Origin of the sequence: Seonamhaeicola sp. (assembly GCF_028281565.1) — a bacterium.
GTDB lineage: Bacteria > Bacteroidota > Bacteroidia > Flavobacteriales > Flavobacteriaceae > Seonamhaeicola.
Genome location: NZ_JANQJQ010000041.1, coordinates 86,696 through 107,706, shown reverse-complemented (window position 1 = coordinate 107,706; position 21,011 = coordinate 86,696). Strand labels below are relative to the sequence as shown.

The window sequence follows — 21,011 nt, the reverse complement described above, 5'->3', positions numbered from 1 at the left end:
TAGATTATATATCTGTGTATTGTATTGGTTTTAAAATAATATTGCGGTACTTCACCAAGGTATGATCACCTTGCAAATAAATGGGCCCGGGCTTGGTAACATCAGCATTTAAAGCACCTTGGGTAGGCCCAATTAGCGGTTCATTATCGATCACTTTCTGTCCGTTTAAAACAATAGTAATATGCCTGTTTACTAATGTGATATCATATTTCTGCCAATTCCCACCCTCTAAACCTACATTCTCCGAAGGCTTTATACGAGAAAAAATGGAACCTACTCCTATTTTGCCTTGCATTTTGCTATCTCTGTCAACAACTTGAGCTTCATACCTTCCTTGAAGATAAATACCACTGTTCCCGCCTTTGGGCACATTAAATTCTATCTGCAGATTAAAATCATTAAACTCTTGTATCGTTCTTAAATTACCATAATTTGAAAAGGGGTCGAAACTTCGTTTAGGGGTATCATTGACCAATTCACCATGCTTTGCACTCCAACCGTTCTTTTGATTTTCATTAGTCAATTTCCAGCCCTCTAAATCTTTTCCGTTGAAAAGCACTATAGGGTCACCAAATGTCACCTTACTTAAATCTGGTTTTATAGGTAACTGAGGCAGTGGTTTTGCTATAAATTCAGCCACTTTAGTTTTGCCTTGATCTTGAGGGATATTCATAATGAGGTGAAGCCTATCTGCCTTAACATATGCTTTATGATCGACAAGTATTTTGTCTCCGGTTGGAGGCCCTCCGATATAATTGGGTTTTCCCACTTTCATTTGTCTTTTGAAAAATAAAGTATCATTTTTAATCGTCGGACCTTCAATGTTTCGTCTCATGCCCACATTCCACATTTCTCCTGTGAGCTCGCCATCTTTTTTATAGAAAGTCATCCAAATGGAATGTCCGCTAGGTAAGAAAGACGCCCAATCTCCAATTATTTTATCAATGGGTTCTGTTTTTTCAACGGGTACTTTTTTATCAGATTTACATCCAACAAACAAGACCCCAAAAAGAATTAGACCAATAGAACATATTTTTAATTTTCCCTGTTTCATAAGTATTTACATTTTAGGTGTCCTAAAAGCTTTTTTAAGAATAGTGGTTTCGATCATTTAATTTGCCACATTTTAAAATTGTCAAACAAAAAATGGTCTCCAACCACTGTTGGTCCAAACTTATTTAGAACGGGATGGGCAATGCCTTCCGATTTTAAGCGCCCAATCACATCTCCGACTTGACATTGCAGAATAGCTCCCTTTTTAATAATCTTTACATGATACCATTGCCCCTCTTTAAAATTGAATTTGGTATTGACTGATTTAGAATCCAAGAATGGCTTTAATTCTTCCGCTCGCTTTGGATTATTTTTTATTTCCTCACGAATTTTCAAATCCATCCCGCCCGTTTTATCATCTTTAATTCTGAATCCATTTTTAGAAAAAGAAACCCGCTGAATATGCCCCCAATATGAAGTTGTATTGGTGCTATCATCCATTACGATGTTAAAACGTTCGCCACCATTGAATTTTACGTCAAATTCAACAATGATATCAGAATAATCGAATTTCACACGCATCACGGAACCATGATTTACGCCCTTTAGCTGTTTCCCTTTGAGGTGGCCATTTTCAACTGCGTATGCACCATTTTTGAATCGTTCTCTTACTTCCCAATGCCTTTCTAAGGTTCCCGTTTCAAAATCATCTGAAAATAACAACTTTCCTTTTTTTACTTCGATAGGTTGAACCTTTTTGCCTTGACCATATCCGCTGATTACCAGTAACAAAAAGGCCCAACATATAATTTTATTACACTTCATGCCTAATCTTTTATAATTTTACCTGTTTTTATTATGGTCCCATCAGTTACTTCATAAACATAAAGTCCATGGTTTAAGGAAGAAAGGTCGAACGGTTGGTCCCCATGTCTCTTTTGACGAATCAACAATTTACCCTCAATGGAGTACACCATTAACTCCAAGTTTCCCAACAAGCCCTTAACCTGTAATGCTCCAAAAGTTGGGTTGGGGTAAACCAAAATATTATCATTCTTGATTTTATCTTCAACATTTAAACTATTAGGATTAGGATCTACAGCCATATACCAACCACTACCGCGTACGGAGGTATAATATTTTCCGGGTACGGTATAATCTATAGCAATATCATTCACTCTATCAGATTGCCCGTTACCTTTATTGAATTTCACCCATGTTTGACCAGAGTCCTTAGATAAATAGGTACCTCCGTTTCTGTTGTCGACATTATTATTGGGTAATGTTGACACCATAATAGTTCTTGTATCAAGTTTAGATACTTCTACTCTATTTGTCCAAGGGTAATCAAAAATTTTGGTCCAAGTTGACATGTTATCATCACTTACCCATAGCCCTCCGTCATCAGCTCCTACATTTTTAAAACCAGCTGTTATATAGGCTTTACCGTCAACATCAAAATGAATATCATTGATTCCAGAAGATCCTGAAATTGAAGTCGTGGATGCCACCTCACTCCATGAAGTTCCGCCATTAGTAGATTTGTATAAACCGCCCCCATTATCAATGACGGCTGCGTAAAGTGTATTAGTATCGTTAGGGTCAAAAGCTATCCTGGCGACATCTAATGAACTTGGCAAACCAGAGTTTATTTCAGACCAAGTCACACCACCATCCGAGGATTTATGAACACCCCAACTTTGACAACTATCCCCTACCCACTCTATATCTTTAGAAGATTTGGGTACACAGAAATATATATTATCTGGGTTATTTTTATCGATCATTAAACCTACCTGATGGACAGCCTGATCGCCACTTCCGGCAGGTGCCGGATCCCAAGGTTGCGGAATTGGCGTTCCTATAGAAGTCCAGTTAGCACCAGCATCGGTGCTTTTATAAAATTCCCCTCTACCGGCCTGTCTAAAAAAAGTGGCGTACCAGGTATCTTTATCAGTTGGGTGTACCACCACCGAACTAACGGAATGCTCTTGTCTAATACCACTATTGTTGAAAACCAAATGCATTACTGAAGCTCCTTGAGCTCCAGACCTCACCGTTTCACCTTCATCATTGGTAATCCATAAACTATTTTCTCCTGACGGACAAAACACCTTTCCAGGCCATAAAGGCGATTGATATAACCCATGACCGGGCACATTACTGTTTCCTGCACCTACCCAACCATCTAATGCAGAGCCAGGTTCATCGGCTGCTTCATCATCAATATCTACCCATGTGTCCCCTTTATCATAAGACACAAAACCAATTTTTGCTAATTGCGTATACAATACGGAACCATCTGCACTAAACTTGGCGTAATTGCAACCCTTGCGCTCATAACCATCTCTATTCAACCAATCACTTTTATATTTAAAAGTAACATTGGATCCCATAGGGTTATTTCGCTGTGTTACCCAATAAGAATCATATTTACCATTATTCCAGTTTTTACCGTTCCTAAAAGTTACATACCAATCAGCGCCACCATTTTTAGTTCTCCAAATTTGCCCTGGCTTAAAATTATTATCTGAGGCATTGGAGTATTCATTAACCAGGTATAAGTTATTGACATCATTGGGATCAACGGTAATTGTATTAAATCTGGTGGTTATACTAGTAGGCAAGACCGGGTATGCCGTTTGTGCATCCGTCCAACTTCCCAAGCCAAAATAATGGGCGACGGTTTGATAATAACTTTTCTTAACATCGTTGTCATCATTAAATTCGCTTAAATCAATATGCAAATTACCATTAAGGTTAGTCCAGGTTTCTCCTTTATCGGTACTTTTAAAAACACCACCCTGGTCATGTTCTACAGAGTTTCCACTGGCAGCAGCTTTCCATATAATATTACTTAAGGCGAAAAGCGTGACCTGATCAGTCACCTGATCATGATGCATATCCATTGAGAGAATCATGTCATGGTCTATCCCATTGGATTTTAAAGCCCAGGTGACGCCTCCATCTGTACTTTTATAAAAGCCATAATTTGTTCCTGCATATACAATGGAACTATCTACAGGATCAACCAAAATATGGCTAAACTCTGCATTGGAATTTATCCCTGAATTTGAAAGCGTCCACGTTTGTCCTTTGTTCGTACTTTTCCAAAGTCTGCCATTAGCATCGGGGTCAACAAAACTGCCTTTAGGGTTTGATTGCGGGTAAGACAATTTTCCATAATGCCGCATTCTACCTACTCCCAAAAACCAAATGTTGTCATTTTTAGGGTCTACCGAAACCACTGATAAATAGTTGTCGCCCACTACTCCCTGAGCTGATTCTACAAGCGACCATGTTTTTCCTTTATCTGAAGTTGTATAAAGGCCTCCCTTAACACTTCCTGTAGACAAACCAAAACTGGCATCTTGCCTTGAAAAATCAAGCGAATAAAAAGCTACCGGACCTCTATGACCAGACTTGTAAGATCTACCATCCGGGTCCATAAGGGTTTCATAAGTAAAACCTCCATCTGTAGACCGATATGAATTCCCCATATTTGGACTTATATAATGGACATCGGAATCTGTGGGATGTGGATAGAATATTTTATTATTCCCACTCATCCCCGGACCAAATTGCACCCATTCTATAGAGGGCTCCGATACAATATCTTTTGTTTTTATATCAACAAAGAACCCAGATGGCGGAACAATCTCCTCAATTAAAAAATCATCGAAGTAATACTCTCCACCTCCGGAGGCTGATGGCCTAAAAGTGAACAAAACGTATCCTCCTGTATCATTCATTTCGGGAGTAATGACGTCTTCAAACTTTATCCAATCTGAAGTTGTAGTGGCATCATTTATAACATTATCACCATATAAATGAGACCCAAACTTGGTGCCATTGCTTTCAAAGGTTTTTATATGGGAATCATTACCGTTATCCGGCGAAATAATTTTGAAATAATAGGACACCCTGTAAGTTTTACCTAACTCCCAATTAATATTCTTGAAGGTCCATAAATTACCTTTTTGGCCACTGGCACTAAACTTTATATGAAAACCATAGCTACCTGTTCTTTTGGCAGCAGTTGTAATCTCAAAAGCATCCAGGCCGGTCCCACTTGTAGCAGCATCCCATTCTGTGGCTAAAGTATTTTCAAAACCACTACTAAACACTTGAGAGAACCCCATTATTGGGAAAAGAAAGAGTCCCCAAAAAGCACTCCTAAAATTCGTAATATTCTTAGTCATTAGTCATCAGTTTAGTTTGTTGATGCTAAATTAAATTATGCCTAAATGCCAAAAAGTAAGAAAGTGAAGGAAAAATGTAACAAATGGGTTTTTATTGCATATCCCCAATAAAAAAAGGCATTCTCACGAATACCTTTAGTAAATTTATAAGTAAAAAACCTAAGTCTATTTCTTTTTAATATAAACGTAATAAGCTATATTTTCTTCACCTTTGGCATTAAAGAAACTAGCATTCATTTGGGTTTTTCCTTTGGTTAAATGCACATTGAAATTTGCGGATTTGTCATCATTTGAAACTGCTACAGATTCTGAAACGTTATCCCCAATTTTTATCGAGGCTTTCGTATAATTAAGGTTCACCCCTTCAACATAATCATTTTGTAAACCGGGCTTCTCTTCCTTGGTAATTGGAGGAACGGTACCATTAATTAATACATCTGCTTCTATAGGATACCTTCTTAAAGACACCTCATAATCGCCCTCCTCCTTAATATCTATGCTCCAATAGCCTTTACCTTTGGCCCCACTTCTTATGTACCTCTGATTCCATGGTTGGTTTCCATTATCGGCATGTACATCATGACAGGTTAAGGTTATAGGGTTTTCTTCTGCAGTTCCTATTTTGAAATAAATCTCTTCATCAAACTGAACAGACACCCTTTTCCACCAGTTCTCGTAGAAAGCTTTCATTTCCTCAACCTTTTCAGGGTGCTCGGCAGCAATATCATGCTTTTGACTTTTATCGGTTTCAATGTTATATAACTCTTTACCATTGACCAAACGCCATTTGTTTTGCATTACGGAAGATTTTCTCCATTTTTCAGGGACCTGAATTCTTTGGGAATCCGTAATCAACATCCGATTATCTGTCTTGCTCGGATCTTCAATAAACGGTACTAAACTTTGTCCAGCCAAATCTAAATGGTCTTTTGGAAGGTCTATTCTACATAATTCCGCTAAAGTTGGCATAACATCTAAATTTGCCGATAACTCGTTAATATCGGTTCCTTTAGATATATTACCATCCTTCCAATAAATAAAAAACGGCACTCTATGCCCGCCTTCATATTCGCTGCCCTTGGTCCCTCTCATACCAGCATTAAAACCAGTTTCAACGCCCTTCTTGTTATAATAGCCTGTTGTGCCATTATCTGTCATGAAAATTAAAATAGTATTATCCGCAATGTTCAATTCTTTTAAGGTAGACCTCAACTTTCCTAAATTATCATCTACATTGGTTATCATGCCGTAAAAGCGTTTTTGGTTTTCCTTTAGAACATCATCCCCTAGATCCTTGTAAATATTATAGTAATTTAAAGGTACATGATATGGCCCGTGAGGGGCATTAGTAGCAATATAGCAAAAGAATGGTTTGTCCTTATTTTCCCCGATAAATCTAGTGGCTTCCCTAAAGAACACATCAGTGCAATAACCTTCATATTTTTGAGGTTTTCCGTTATGGAAATAGGTATCATCAAAATAAGTATTCCCCCAATAATCCGGTGTTTGATCTACACCACCGCCTCCATGCATAACAGTTTCCTGAAATCCCCGATCTTCGGGTCTAAAAGGATAATTATCTCCTAGGTGCCATTTACCAAAACCGCCGGTTGCATAACCTGCCTCAGTAAACATATCCGCCATTGTTTTTTCTTGCTCTCTCAATAAAGACCAGCCTCCAACGGTATGCCATACACCTACTTCATTAGCATATCTACCGGTCATCAATCCTGAACGTGTCGGCGCACATGTTGGCCCTACATGAAAGTCCGTAAACCTGTAACTTTCATTGTGCAAAGCGTCTATATTAGGGGTTTTAATGACTTTATTACCATGCGCCCCTATATCACCGTATCCCTGATCATCAGTAATTACAATAATGACATTTGGTTTTTTAAATGCTTCGCTAGATGGATTTTCTTTTTTATTTGCGCAACTTGATAATGTTATTGCCAACACCATCAATAAAACACTTTTAAAATAATTCATGAACTTGTTTTTGTTAGTTTAATTTATTCTGTACTCCAATGTACTTGAACAAAACTAAATATTTTGAACAGGAAAGAATACGCCAAATGTTTAAATAATTATTTGATATGATTAAAAAAACCTGCAAATCTAATTTGCAGGTTTTCTTTTTTAGTTTTTGGAGTTAATGACATTTTTAATGTAATCCATTTTACGGTCTAATTCCTTAACCTTCAGAATGTCTTTGTCGATCTTATCAACATCAATGTTAAACTGATATTTGTGTTCTCCCTGATCCATAAAAACAATGGAATTAATAATAAGTAATGCTTCTGCAGCTTGTTTTGAATCATATAATGCCTGAGTCATGACCGCCGCTGGCTCCGTATGTTTAATTAAACCTAAATATTCGGCCGCTCTTACTTTATTGATTAATTCTGAATCATTATTGGAAATTTCAATAATGGTTGGAACGAACTCTTTGGCTGCTTCGCCAAAAATACTACATGTAACCAATCCCCAATAACGATCCCATGGGTCGCTAGATTTTAAACTTGTTTCGATACCGTCTTTAGCCTCATTATAATCCAATAAAGCTAAATTGGAAATTTCAATATAACGTTCAATATCCTTTTTATGCTTTTGTCCAAACACTACTGGGTTATCAAAAGCATTTTCAATCAAGTAATGCTCCGGATAAAATGACAAATCTGGCATCCCCAATACCCAATCATTTAATTTTCCTCTCAACTCCAACAAGGTACTTTTATAATTGGCATTATTCGCCAGGTTTTTTGTTTCATATGGGTCGGCTTCAACATCAAAAAGCAATTCAACTGGTCTCCTTTTGAAAAATGCAGCCTGCACATCATTAAGCTTACCGGCCTCGTACAACTCAGCCCACTCTTTATAAGCCAACTGCTTATAGCGATAGTTATTCATTAAACCATCAAAATTGAATGGTTGATAACTACGCATATATTTATAGTTCCCTTTTCTAACTGCTCTGAGCATGTCATATTTCTCATCAAATCGATCTGCATAACTGTAGGTTTCATCACAGCTACTTAAATATTCTGCCGTTACATTTTCACCCATAAACGGTTTTCCATCCATAGTTCCGGGAACTTTTACTCCGGCCAGGTTTAAAACTGTTGGACCAAAATCTTTAAAACTTACAAAGGTATCTTCTCTACCACCGATTTCAGCATTTACCAAATGCTTATATTTCTCAGGGACTCTAACAACCAAGGGCACGTGCAAACCTGTTTCATAAATATACCCCTTACTACCTGGCAACACGCCTCCATGATCACCAAAATAGAATATGATTGTGGATTCCAAAAGCCCATCTTCTTCCAATTCCTTAACAATAGCTCCCAATTGTTTATCAATATGCACCATTCTATCTCTGTAGAAAGCATTGGTGTACTTAAACAAATCTGTATTTGGGTGATTTGGTTGAACGAAAACAGTATTTACATCAGTGTTAGTTGGGGTGTTGTTCATTTTTTCTTCGGAAAAATGAAGGCGACTTTCGTGCGAATCCCCCAGATTAACAACATGGAAGAATGGCTGACCTTCTTTCCTATTCTTGTAGGTAGCTTTTTTTGAAGAGTCATCCCAAACACTATCGCTCTTCACTAAATTATAGTCTTCCTTTGAGTTATTTGTAGTGTAATACCCTGCCTGTCTTAAATATGCCGGATACATTTCCAATCCTTTGGGCATAGGCACTTGTTGGATTTTCCTGTGAAATTGCGCCCCAATTCTTGGCGTATAACTTCCCGTAATAAGTGTAGAACGTGCTACACTACATACGGGAGCATTTGAAAATGCGTGATTGAAAACCACCCCTTGATCGGCAAGTGATTCTATATTGGGTGTTGCCACGCCATTTTCATCAAATAGTTTTATATAATGCTTTGAATTGTCTTCTGAAGTTATCCATACAATATTTGGTGGATCTACATCTTGTTTTTGAGTTTTGCAGCTGTGAAATGATAGACAAACAAAAGAAAATAATAATAGTTTAGAAAAGATTTTCATGTGTAATAATTGTGTGTTTAATTGATGCCGAAAGATACTTTAAAAAAACCCTTGCGCCAATGCTCAAGGGTTTAATGTTTATTTACAAAAATTATACAAACACCTTATGGTCTTGTTTCATACTTGTCTATCATCAAATCATCATAATAAACCTCATGCGGCGACCCTTGAACCGTTCTAAAGTCTAATATGCCTTCAGGGCCAGGCGTTATGATGGCTTCAAATTCTTGCCATGTATCAAAAACAGTACCTGCATCATCCCAATTATTTACTGTTGTATTGAAACTTACTCTAAACAAATCTCCCTGTCCGGCTACAACGGTTGTATTAGCAGCTACCAGGTATCTTTTATATCTGAATTTATAAGCAACGCCATCCTCAAAAGGTACAGTTACTACTGTTAAAGCTCTTGGTCTTTCATTGGCTCCATTGGCTGAGGCCATGCGTAAAGCATTACCAGTAGAGGTAACAGACGATGGATTCAATGGTGTTGGTGTAGGCACTATTTCCATTTCACCTCCAGTTTTTGAATTGGACCTCCAATCGGTATTTATAGGATTATCAAAACCACTAACAGCATCAGCAAGAATATTAAAGAAACCAATTTCTACAGGCTGAGCTGTAAAATCATTAATTTCTCCGTCCCCTACAGATCTAATATCCCCAGGCCCTGTGTAAGCAACCGTAATCACATCATCATCATACACACCTTCCACTAATTCTAATTCTAATACTTTATCATCAGTTGCACTAATAGCAACAGAAGAAACAGTTCCACTACCTCCATTTAATCCTATTATGAATCCAGCTGTTGGGTCTAATGAATTAGCAATGGACTCCGAACTTAGTGGCTGGTCAAACGGAATTGTTATTTTGCCATCAATAGTCGTTATTAAAGTACCATCTAAAGCCACAGGAATTGGTACATATACTTGAATATCAGCATTAGAAAAAGCTTGTAGCGGACGTAAATCCCTAGACATTAAATCTCCATTACCATCATAGGATACTGTAACTGTTTTAGCTGCATCTGCAGGAACCAAAGGGGTCTCTAAAGTAAGTATAATAAACCCTGCATCACCTCCATTACGAGCCCCAATACCCACGGTTGATACAGGAATTGAAGCACCATCTACCTGGACGTCAAAATTACCGGTTACATCGCCTTCAATTTCCGCTAAACGTGAGGTTATTGGAATAAATATACGATCATCATCCCTTTCTTCAACCGAAATAGACGTATCTAATTCTAAATCTTCATCCAAAGGTATTACTGTGATAAGTGTAGGGATATCCAAAATATCTTCACTTTGGCCTACACGTTCCCCGCGCTCTCTACGGGCCGTATGTTCTATTCTAAATTCACCAACCTCATCAAAAGTAATGGTGTCGATTATTCTTCGTTCAAAATCACCATCTCTTTGAAAAGTTTCGCTATACATATTAGTTTGATTATCTTCATCCTCTTCTGTAGTATGCACTCTAAATCTTGTATACTCCGGTCTTGCATTATTATCAAGAATAAATGCACTTAAATCTTCAACAATAAGTTTGTCTCCAAACGATAGCGTAAGCGCTGGCGTATTTTCATAATCCAAAATGGTTTCATCTAAAAACCGCACCTCCGGTTTTGCTACTACGGTATCATAAACGTCATATATAAACGTAAATTCTGCTACCCATTTACCATTAACCCGTTCCGTTTTTATAGTGTCTACTTCTCCTTCACCTGTTTCAGGATTCCAAACATTTAAGGTATGTGATGTAGAATCCGGGAAAATTCCGCGATACTTAATAGGCGTAAAAGAATCACCTTTAGTAAATAAAACATGTACTGTTTTATCTGATGAAACGGTTTCGCCTGGGTTGATAATATAATCATCATAATTTTCAAGATTGTTAGGAATTGGTCCTTGCAGGAAAAATGCGGTACTAGGGATAATCCATTCTGAATAATCCGCCCCGGCCGATATATCGGAAAAAGAGGTAAACCTATTGACCTCACCAATTCTTATAGGCGTAGACCCAGTGCTCACGGTTAGATTAAGATCCACGAAAAACCCAGGTGGATCATACTCGTCGTCTTGGCATGCAATAGTAACAGTTGCTATGGCAAGCAAAAGAAAGCATGTTTGAAATAAGTTCTTTATATTTTTCATAATTTAAGTATTATTTATATTAAAATCTTGGAGGTTGAATTACTCCTAATTATTCCAATTGAAGTTGGCGTTAATCTCATCTTGCGGTACAGGGAAATAAGAATGTAATTCCTCATTAAAGTTCTGTGAACCTAAAAAGTGATCTCTTACCAACGGTTCATTTCTCCTTGGGTTTCCTTGCACTCTCACCGGAATATCTTCTAAAGGCGTTCCAGCAGGCACGATATAACATCTAAAACGATGTCTATGCTCACCTATCTGGTCTCCTCTAAAAGCATACGTATCATATTCAAATGAAGCTATATATTCCAAACGCTCTTTCCAAATCCCCCAACGTCTTAAATCTATAGTTCTTTCGGCCTCTAAAACTAATTCCATTGGTTTTTCAACCAAACGTAAATGATCCATTAAATTTGTTAGGGTCACTGGTTCTTCTCCGTTACTTGGGTCTAAATCAATATCATTCAAATAAGTAGAGGTATCTCCCGCAAACTCACCACCACTTTCATCTCCAAGCAAATATAAATGGGAGCGTTTTCTAATCCTATTTATATATTTTAACGCCTCGGACAAATCTCCTTTTTCAATCATACATTCAGCATATAATAAATAAATTTCTGCCAACCTTATTACTGGTATATTAACACCAGATCTTCTGTCAAATTGTTGCGATTCATCTTCTCCTGCCCCTCCATTTGGTACGTTCCATGAAGTAAACTTTTTCCAAAAATTAGGGTTGTTTTTGGCATGAGGCCCTGCATTTGGGTGATTACCATATTCTGCCGCTGTAACTCCATACATAGGAGAATCTGGATCTTCTACTGTAGATATTGAATTACCCATACGAGCACTAAACAATCTGGTAGTTTCTATAGAACCGTTAACTATTCCGTTTGAATCATATGTATTTCTAGTTACCCTATTAGCAGGATCTGCCGGATCTGGCTTTTCCGCCTTGAACATTAAAGTAAACCAAGTTGATGGTTGCATTGGATTGGCATTATTTAACCTTTCTGAAATAGGCTGTGATAAATCTTGCTCATCTAATCCTAATGGATTGGCTATTATAGAATAGTTAATTTCAAATATAGATTCATTGTTAAACTCTTCAATACCAGTAAAGCATTTTTCTAAGTCATCAACCAAATTATAACCGTAATTATCAATTACATTCTTTAAATATATTTCACCGTTAGCAAAATCATTATCGTTCATGTAACTTTTAGCCATTAATGCTTCACAAGCACCAGCTGTAACTCTACCTAAATCACCAGCGCTACCTTCTTGTATCCAATCATTATAATTTATTGGCAAATTTTCCATCCCAAATTGTAAATCAGCTCTATAAAGTGCTTTTACATCTTCAGAAGAGGAAAAGGATCTTTGAAATTCGCTAAATTCTTTTGGTACAGTTTCAAATAATGGTATGCTACCATTGTTATACGTGCTATGCAATACATAATAAAAATAGCCTCTTAAAGCTCTTGCCTGTGCAGCTATCCTGATGCCTTCTTCCTCTGCTCTATTGGAGTCAAAGCTAGTTTTTAAAATCTCATAAGCATCAAGTACTTGATTAGCTCTAAAAACACCTCTGTAACAAGCATCCCACTTATCTTGAACTTGATCTGTGGTTAAATCAAAGGTTTGATCATAAATAGGGTTTCCAAGATCATTAGATCGTTGTGATCTAGGCACTGCTAAATCTGTTCTAGTAGATTCAAATAAAACACCCGAAACGTTTTCATCTCTTAGTGCCGCATACACTGCATTTAAACCCGCATTTAAGTCATTAGTACTGGTCCAAAAACTTTCATTTGTAAGTGCATTGGGGTTAACCTGATCCAATTCATCAAAACATGATTGAAAACTAATAGCTAACAGCACTAAAGGAACTATTCTGATTAATAATGTCTTTTTCATTTTAAAGTTTATTTTTTTAGTTCTTTTATTTTTTTCCATCTTCATTTCTATTTAAATTAAAACTGAAGCTGGAGTCCAACCTTATACTGTGATGATAAAGGGTATGTACCTCTATCAATACCACGAGTACTTAAACCGTTACCTCCTACTTCTGGGTCAAAACCTGAGTAGTCTGTTATTGTAAGTGGGTTCTGCGCCTGTACATAAATTCTAAATTTGCTAAAGCCAAGGCTTTCAAGAAAATCTTTAGGTAAAGAATATCCTAAAGAAACATTCCTTAATCTAATAAAATCACCATCTTCTAAGAAATAGGCTGAAGCACCTCTATATGATCTAGAGTTAGCACCATTCCACCATGGTAAATCTGATGTTGGATTATTTTTACTCCAAGTGTAGAATAAATCCTTGTGAGTTCCTACCTGATAAGAATATGCCTTTGACCCATTCATAATCTCTGCCCCAAAAGCTCCATACCATTGCATTGTAAAATCAAATCCCTTGTAATTAGCTGAAAAATTTAAACCTGCTTCCCAATCTGGAGTACCACTACCTGAATAAACACGATCGTTATCATCAATTGCACCATCTCCATTTTGGTCTACATATCTAAATTCACCTAATTGAGCACTTGGGTCTATCTCTCTATATGCTGTAAGTTCTTCTTCTGTCTTAATTACACCGTCTGTTTCTCTTAAAAAGAAAGCAGCTGCTTCATAACCTTCAGTAATTACACTTACTAATTCTCGAGTACCGGCATCAGAAATATAACTATTTTCTAAATATATAATAGGATTGTTTAAACTGGTTTGGGTAACTCTATTATTATTACTGGTGTAAGTTGCACCTATGTTCCATCTAAGGCCTTTTTTACCTCTGTGTCTATAATTTGCAGTATATTCTACACCTGTGTTCTCCATATTACCAACATTAAAAACGGTACTTCTAAACTGGTTACCAGAAACTCCTGTTGATGGCGGATTAACTACTTCATATAATAAATCTCTTTTTTCACTTTTATAATATTCTGTAGTAACGGTTAATTTATTTTTAAAGAAACCTAAATCAAACCCAAGGTTTTGCTCTACATTTGTTTCCCATCCTAAGGTTGCATTAGCATATCTTAACTGGGTTGTTCCTAAGGCAGTTTGGTCTCCTTGAGCACCTATAATATCAGGTGAAACCGTACTACTTCCAAAAACATAATCAATTCCTGTTTCTACAACAGTTTGATTACTATAAGCATCAAATCTGTCATTACCGTTAGAACCATAACTAATTCTCATCTTCATTTGGTTTATGGTATTCTTGAGAGGCTCCCAAAATGGCTCATCAGAAATATTCCACCCTGCAGATACCGAAGGAAAGATTCCCCATCTATTCTCTTTACTAAATTGTGATGAACCATCACGTCTTATAATACCGGTGAATAGATATTTACCATCAAAATCATATTGAGCTCTTGCGTATTTTCCAATTAAAGTTCTAACAAAATCGTTACCACCAGATTCTATTTCCCACATAAGTTCATAGTTATCTAAAACCGTAACTGCAGGGTTTAAGTTGTTTCTTACCTCCAGTTGATATTGCTCTCTAGTAGATTTTTCATAAGAGAATCCAGCCAACAACGTAAGGTTATGTTTTCCAAATTGTTTATTGAACGTAAGAAACTGTTCTGAAGTTAATTTAGATGATACAAGATCTGTAATACGTTGTGATGTGATATTATCTGGATTTGATATTAACCTTCCTTCATTGTTAAAAACATCAAACCTGGGCACCTTTCTTACACGTTTTTCATCTGCATACGTTGCACCAAACCTTCCTGTTAACTTTAAATTTTTAGTAGCATCAAACTCAACCTGAATGTTTGCAGTATGATTGTTTAGATTTCTTTTATCTTCGGTTTTCAAAGTACGTGCTGTATTTGCAATTCTTCGTGCTTCACCTAGTTTCCAATCATTGTCTGGGTCATCTACATCAATTGCCGAAGCATTGGTTAAAGAATTTGTATCAAGGTTTACCTCTGGGTTAAATGGACGGAACCCAAGTATTCTATTCATTATTTGATTAACGCCAACCTTTCTTTGATCTCTTCTAAGTGCTAAACCAGTAATAACTTTCCACTTACCTTTTGTAAACTGAACATTAGAACGAATGTTAAACCTGTCTAAGCCAGAATTGAAAAGTATACCTTCTTGACCAAAATAATTGGCGTTAAAATTATATGTTAACCCTTCATTACCTCCTGAAACATTAATAGAATGGTTTTGGATAGGCGCCAAATCGTTTAACAATACATTCTTTAAACTACTATTATTTGTAAAGTTAGTAGGGTTTCTATGAATATCTATTTCTACGCCTCCTTCTACTTTATTAGATCTAATAGAGGCTTCATTTAAATGAAAGTATGAATATTCTTCCGGACTCATAAGATCAAAATCTGATAATATATCCTGAAAACCGTATTCTGAGTTTACACGGATGCTCATTTGTCCAACCTTACCTTGTTTTGTTGTAATAAGAATTACCCCGGAAGCTCCACGTACTCCATATATTGCTGTTGAAGCCGCATCTTTTAAAACATCAATAGTTTCTATTTCACTAATACTTAATTGAGGGTCATCATCAAAAGGAATCCCATCTACTACATAAAGCGGCGAGTTCTGACCATCTTGTAGCGAACTAAAACCACGTATCAAAATATTTGAGGCCGCCCCTGGCTCACCAGAACTAGCGGACACATTAACTCCTGCTATTTGCCCCTGTAATGCAGTACCAAGATCAGCAGTTGTAACTTTTTCTAGCACTTCTGCTTTAACCTGACCTACAGACCCTGTAAGTACTTTTTTCTTTTGTACCCCATAACCAACTACTACAACTTCGTCTAAAGTAGATAAATCTGTTTGGAGCGTTACATTGACACTTGTACGCCCGTTTACAGAAACTTCCTGAGTTTCATAACCCAAATAACTAAACACCAATACCGCATTGGAAGCAGCATTAATTGTAAAGTTTCCGTCAAAATCCGTTACAGCACCCTGATTAGTGCCTTTTACTAGAATACTTACACCAGGAAGTGGTAGGCCTTCAGCAACCACATTCCCGCTAATGTTAATGTTCTGTGCATTTGCAAAACCAAGACTTAAAGCACAGATCAGAAATGATATTGCCAGTTTAGATTTGCAATAATTGAATAATTTTAAATTCATTATTTAGTTCGTTAAATGTTAGGGTAACAAAGGTTGAACTAAATTGCCTTTATAAACTTTAGATATGATTTTAACTTTGTCAGATATGGGTTTGCCAATTTTTAACCCTGGAAGAAATGTAACTTTTGGGTTTAAAAAACAAACAAATGGTTTTGTGTGATAATAAAACAGTATTAAACTACTGCGGAATTATTCTGCAGATTCTATGGATTTTGCTTTTTCAGCTTTAATTTTTTTCACATAATCTCTTGGAAGCATACCGAATTGTTTTTTAAAACATTGTGAAAAATAGGACGATGTATTAAAACCGGTCATATACATAATTTCTTTTACAGAAAAGTTGCTTTGCTCTAAAAGCTGAACCGCTCTTTTAAGACGAATATTTCTTATAAACGCACTTGAAGATAACCCTGTTAATTCTTTAAACTTAACATATAGGTTGCTTCTGCTCAGTCCCATTTCTTTGACCAATAACTCCACATTGAAATCTGTATTCATCATATGTTTTTCAACAATTTCAATGGCGCGTTTTAAAAATTTTTCATCCAATGATGTTACAGTCACCTCTTCCGGTTGAAGCGTTATTTCTCTATTGAATTTTTTCTTAAGCCCTTCTCGATACTTTAAAATATTGCTAAGCTTTAGTTTAAGAATATTAATGTCAAATGGTTTTTTAATGTAACCGTCGGCTCCTATTTTTAAACCTTCAATTTCGCTTTCACTAGACGATTTAGCGGTGAGCATAATGACCGGGATATGACTGGTCTCATTTTTGTTTTTTAACTCATTACACAACTCAATGCCATCCATAACGGGCATAATAACATCTGTTAAAACAATGTTGGGAATAATTTCATTTGCCAACTCTAATCCTTCCGCACCATTACTAGCTTCAACAATTCTATATGATTCTCCAAGTGCTTTTCTTATAAAGTTTCTAATATCTTTATTATCGTCAACCACCAATAAAACAGGCAGTTTTGAACGTGAATTTGATATTTCAGAATCTTCCAATTCATCGTTTAAATGAATGGCATAGGATTCCTGTTCTGAACTTCTAACATGGAAATCACTTTCGGTCTTTTCCTTAATGCTTATTTCCGGAATAGCTTCATAAGCAGTCTTCTTCTGTGGAAGATTTACAATAAAAGTAGTTGACTCATTGGGTTCACTTTCAACTTCAATGGTTCCTCTATGGAAATTTATAAGGTTCTTGGTAAAGGCAAGTCCGATACCTGCACCACTTTGAAAATTGCTATTCTTGTGTTTATCCTTTTTGGTGTAAAACCTGTTAAAAATGCTTTCAATTTCATCCTGATCAATACCGCGGCCCGTATTTTTAACTTTAATAACCACATAATCTGAAACCTCAACGTTTGGCTTGGTCTCTTTAGTAATATGTATTTCTACTTCGCCACCTCGGGGCGTAAACTTAAACGCATTGGATAGTAAGTTTTTAATAACTTTTTCTAAAGCATCATGATCAAACCAGGCTTTAATACTCTGATGCGGTGATTTGATACTAAAATCAATATCCTGCTTGTGCGCAATAAACTGGAACGGTTCCCCTATATCTTTAATAAAATTAACAATATTGGTATGACGAATAACCAATCGCATTTTACCCTGGTTGATCTTTCTAAAATCCAATAACTGATTTACCAACCTAAGTAGATAATTGGTATTCTTTAACATGATCTGGCATTGCTCCCGGACCTCTTCATTATCCTGCGTGCTTTTGGCCCCCATCAAATAATCTAATGGCCCTTTAATCAGGGTTAATGGCGTCCTAAACTCATGGGATATATTGGTAAAAAACTCCAGTTTAACACGTTGCAACTCCTCTTTTTGCTCCTTTTCAAGATGTTCTAACTCCAATTGGTGCTTCCTGGTAGTACCAATAATAGTGTACTTTCTGAAAGCCAAAAGTAATCCGATAGCTAACAGGGTATACAAAAAGTAAGCAACGTTCGTTTTCCAGAAAGGTGGTGCTATATACAGATTAAGCTCACTTGGTGTGGCATCCCAAATACCATCACTATTGGACGATTTTACTTTAAAGGTATAATTTCCGGGTGATATATTGGTATAATTGGCAAACCGGCTATTAGATGTAGACAGCATCCAGTCTTTATCATAACCTTCCAGTATGTAGGAGAATTTGTTTTTTAACGGAGCTTCGTAATGCAAGCCTGTAAACTCAATTGTAAAACTATTTTGATGGTGTTTTAAGTCGATATTTTTAGTATAGCTGATAGCACTATCCAGTAACACAGTTTTCCCATAGGCCTCACCTACTTCTACCTTTTCATTAAAAATTGAAAAGCTTGAGATTACCGTTTCCGATGGTAAAATGTTATCATTTATTTCACTTGGCGTAAATACATTAAACCCGTTTATTCCACCAAATAATAGTTCTCCATTTCTTCTTTTCAGCCCGGCCAGCTCCTGAAATTCATTATCCTGAAGCCCGTCATTAACATCATAATTCTTAAAAGTTTCACTTTCTGGGTCAAACTTAGATAGTCCTTTGTTTGTTGACACCCAAATATTCCCCAAATGGTCTTCTAAAATAGATTTAACAACATTATTAGGAAGCCCATCCTTTTGAATGTACCTAACAAATTTCTCATCCATTCCATTTCTTGATGGCACGAATTTATTAAGCCCTCCTCCAAAAGTACCAATATAGATATCTCCTGATGAATGCTCATAAATTGGCATGATATAATTATGACTAATGGACGTTTCATCCTCCGGAACCGTTTTAAAAACATCAAACATGGGGTCATCTTCCAGCAGTTCTCCATAATCAAGCCTGGATAACCCATCTCCTGTACCAAACCAAATATTTCCTTTACTGTCCTGATATATTTCCCTGATAATATCACCTGAAACACTATTAGGATTTTGCTCATCATGCTTAAAAATAGTGATATCAAAATCTCCAGACTCATTTGCAATTAATCTGTAAATCCCTCCTCCATAAGTTCCAATCCACAAATTACCATCCGTATCATGTAAAATGGAAAATACGCTGTTGGATGTTTCCATAAGTCTTTCAACAGGTGTATCAATATTTTTAAGAGCTTTTTCAATATCCAGCATAAACAACCCTCTTCGGCTTCCATCTCCAATTACAAGTTTTTTTCTATTCTTATGCTTAATTTCCTCTAAGGCGAAAACCTTATTAACAGATTCAAATTTTTTAAATTTATTAAAGTCATTGCTTTCGGAATGAAGTAAAACATTTAAGCCACCACCTTCTGTACCTACCCATAAATTGCCATAACTGTCTTCAAAAAAAGACCTGATTTTGTCGTAGCTTAAACTATTCGGATTCAATGTGTTTTTAATATGAAGAAACTGTTTCTTCTTAGGGTTCACCTTATTCACTCCCCCGCCGTTAGACCCAATCCAAATGATTCCCGTTTTATCTTTATAAAGCGCCTTAACAACATCCTTACTTATACTATTAGGATCTACGGGGTTGTAAGTAAAATGATTTGTCTTTACTAAAGTCCTATTTTTTTCATTGTAAATAAATTGGAACAAACCATTGTTTCCTCCAATCCAATATTGCCCCTCATCATCGATTACCAATCTTTTGGTCGGAGTTCCAGATATACGCTTGGCGTTCCGCTTTTTATACTTTAAGCTTTTTTCATATAGCCCATTAGACGTCCCTATTAGAAGATTTCCTTTATTGTCTTCACCAATATATGATATGCCAGAATTGTGTACATCATTATTATAAAGGACACGGCGCAACCTAAAACTTCCGTTTTTAGTTTCTTTTACCTGATACAATTTGTTGGAGCCTACTGTCCAGATAGTTCCTTTAGAATCTTGGTATATATTTTTTAAAGGCATTCCATCTGGTGCAGGATAGTGCTTAAAAGTTGGTTTACCTGTGCTACTATTAGTCCACATATTTAAGCCTTTATCTGTGGAAACCCAGAGTCTATCTAGATTGTCAACAAAAACGCCCCGAATAAAGTCACTATCAATAGAAGAACCATCGTTAGGATCGTGATTAAATCTAGTAAACTTGTCTGTTACTTTATTATATCTGTTAAGCCCGCCACCGGTAGTTCCAACCCACAAATTTCCTTTCTTGTCTCCGGTAATTGTAAAAACTATATTACTACTAATACTTTCAGGATTATTAGGGTTTGGAACATAATTAATAAACTTATAACCATCATATTTGTTTAAACCATCAAAAGTACCAAACCACATAAACCCCTCGTCATCCTGATAAATACAGTTAATATCGTTTTGCGACAAGCCTTCACTCGTCGTAATACGCTCAAAATTAAAATTGGTCTGAGCATAACAAAAGTGAACTGCCACACATAAAAATGCGAATAAAAATAAATTACAAAAACATTTGCCGTGTATCATTTTTAGTTTGGTTCTATATCAAATATAAATGAAAATCCTCATCAAATCACTTTATTAAAAGCATATTTGAGTCAAAAAAACCATATGTAACTTAATCTGATTCA

Annotated in this window: 9 protein-coding genes; all 9 read right to left on the bottom strand. The window is 36.3% G+C overall.

Translation table 11 applies throughout. The features are described 5' to 3' along the window. Window positions 1-4: 4 nt before the first annotated feature. A complete protein-coding gene (locus Q0983_RS16505) occupies window positions 5-1,054 on the bottom strand; it encodes a DUF1080 domain-containing protein (RefSeq protein ID WP_299555850.1) in 1,050 nt (349 codons plus the stop codon). Window positions 1,055-1,107: 53 nt separating this feature from the next. Next, window positions 1,108-1,818: a hypothetical protein gene (locus Q0983_RS16500; RefSeq protein WP_299555848.1), complete on the bottom strand. Its 711-nt coding sequence runs from the start codon at window positions 1,816-1,818 to the stop codon at window positions 1,108-1,110. 2 nt (window positions 1,819-1,820) lie between these two features. After that, window positions 1,821-5,195, bottom strand: coding sequence for a T9SS type A sorting domain-containing protein (locus Q0983_RS16495; protein ID WP_299555846.1), 3,375 nt, complete (start codon window positions 5,193-5,195; stop codon window positions 1,821-1,823). 165 nt (window positions 5,196-5,360) lie between these two features. Further along, the gene (locus tag Q0983_RS16490) at window positions 5,361-7,184 is read right to left on the bottom strand and encodes an arylsulfatase (RefSeq protein WP_299555844.1); all 1,824 of its coding nucleotides are present in this window, start codon (window positions 7,182-7,184) and stop codon (window positions 5,361-5,363) included. Between the two features lie 150 nt (window positions 7,185-7,334). Beyond that, complete coding sequence (locus tag Q0983_RS16485; protein ID WP_299555842.1) at window positions 7,335-9,212, bottom strand: sulfatase; 1,878 nt, start codon at window positions 9,210-9,212, stop codon at window positions 7,335-7,337. Window positions 9,213-9,316: 104 nt separating this feature from the next. Next, window positions 9,317-11,371, bottom strand: a complete 2,055-nt coding sequence (locus Q0983_RS16480) for a SwmB domain-containing protein (protein WP_299555840.1) — start codon at window positions 11,369-11,371, stop codon at window positions 9,317-9,319. Window positions 11,372-11,416: 45 nt separating this feature from the next. Beyond that, on the bottom strand, window positions 11,417-13,291 hold the full coding sequence (locus Q0983_RS16475) for a RagB/SusD family nutrient uptake outer membrane protein (RefSeq protein WP_299555838.1): 1,875 nt from the start codon (window positions 13,289-13,291) through the stop codon (window positions 11,417-11,419). A gap of 56 nt (window positions 13,292-13,347) precedes the next feature. Beyond that, window positions 13,348-16,500: a TonB-dependent receptor gene (locus Q0983_RS16470; protein WP_299555836.1), complete on the bottom strand. Its 3,153-nt coding sequence runs from the start codon at window positions 16,498-16,500 to the stop codon at window positions 13,348-13,350. A 189-nt stretch (window positions 16,501-16,689) separates the two neighbouring features. Continuing rightward, entirely contained in the window at window positions 16,690-20,907 is a 4,218-nt protein-coding gene (locus Q0983_RS16465; RefSeq protein WP_299555835.1) for a two-component regulator propeller domain-containing protein, read from the bottom strand. Window positions 20,908-21,011: the final 104 nt, after the last annotated feature.

Excerpts from the sequence above, each read along its gene's own strand:
- Q0983_RS16505 (WP_299555850.1), bottom strand. The coding sequence starts at position 1,054 with ATGAAACAGGGAAAATTAAAAATATGTTCTATTGGTCTAATTCTTTTT.
- Q0983_RS16500 (WP_299555848.1), bottom strand. The coding sequence starts at position 1,818 with ATGAAGTGTAATAAAATTATATGTTGGGCCTTTTTGTTACTGGTAATC.
- Q0983_RS16495 (WP_299555846.1), bottom strand. The coding sequence starts at position 5,195 with ATGACTAAGAATATTACGAATTTTAGGAGTGCTTTTTGGGGACTCTTT.
- Q0983_RS16490 (WP_299555844.1), bottom strand. The coding sequence starts at position 7,184 with ATGAATTATTTTAAAAGTGTTTTATTGATGGTGTTGGCAATAACATTA.
- Q0983_RS16485 (WP_299555842.1), bottom strand. The coding sequence starts at position 9,212 with ATGAAAATCTTTTCTAAACTATTATTATTTTCTTTTGTTTGTCTATCA.
- Q0983_RS16480 (WP_299555840.1), bottom strand. The coding sequence starts at position 11,371 with ATGAAAAATATAAAGAACTTATTTCAAACATGCTTTCTTTTGCTTGCC.
- Q0983_RS16475 (WP_299555838.1), bottom strand. The coding sequence starts at position 13,291 with ATGAAAAAGACATTATTAATCAGAATAGTTCCTTTAGTGCTGTTAGCT.
- Q0983_RS16470 (WP_299555836.1), bottom strand. The coding sequence starts at position 16,500 with ATGAATTTAAAATTATTCAATTATTGCAAATCTAAACTGGCAATATCA.
- Q0983_RS16465 (WP_299555835.1), bottom strand. The coding sequence starts at position 20,907 with ATGATACACGGCAAATGTTTTTGTAATTTATTTTTATTCGCATTTTTA.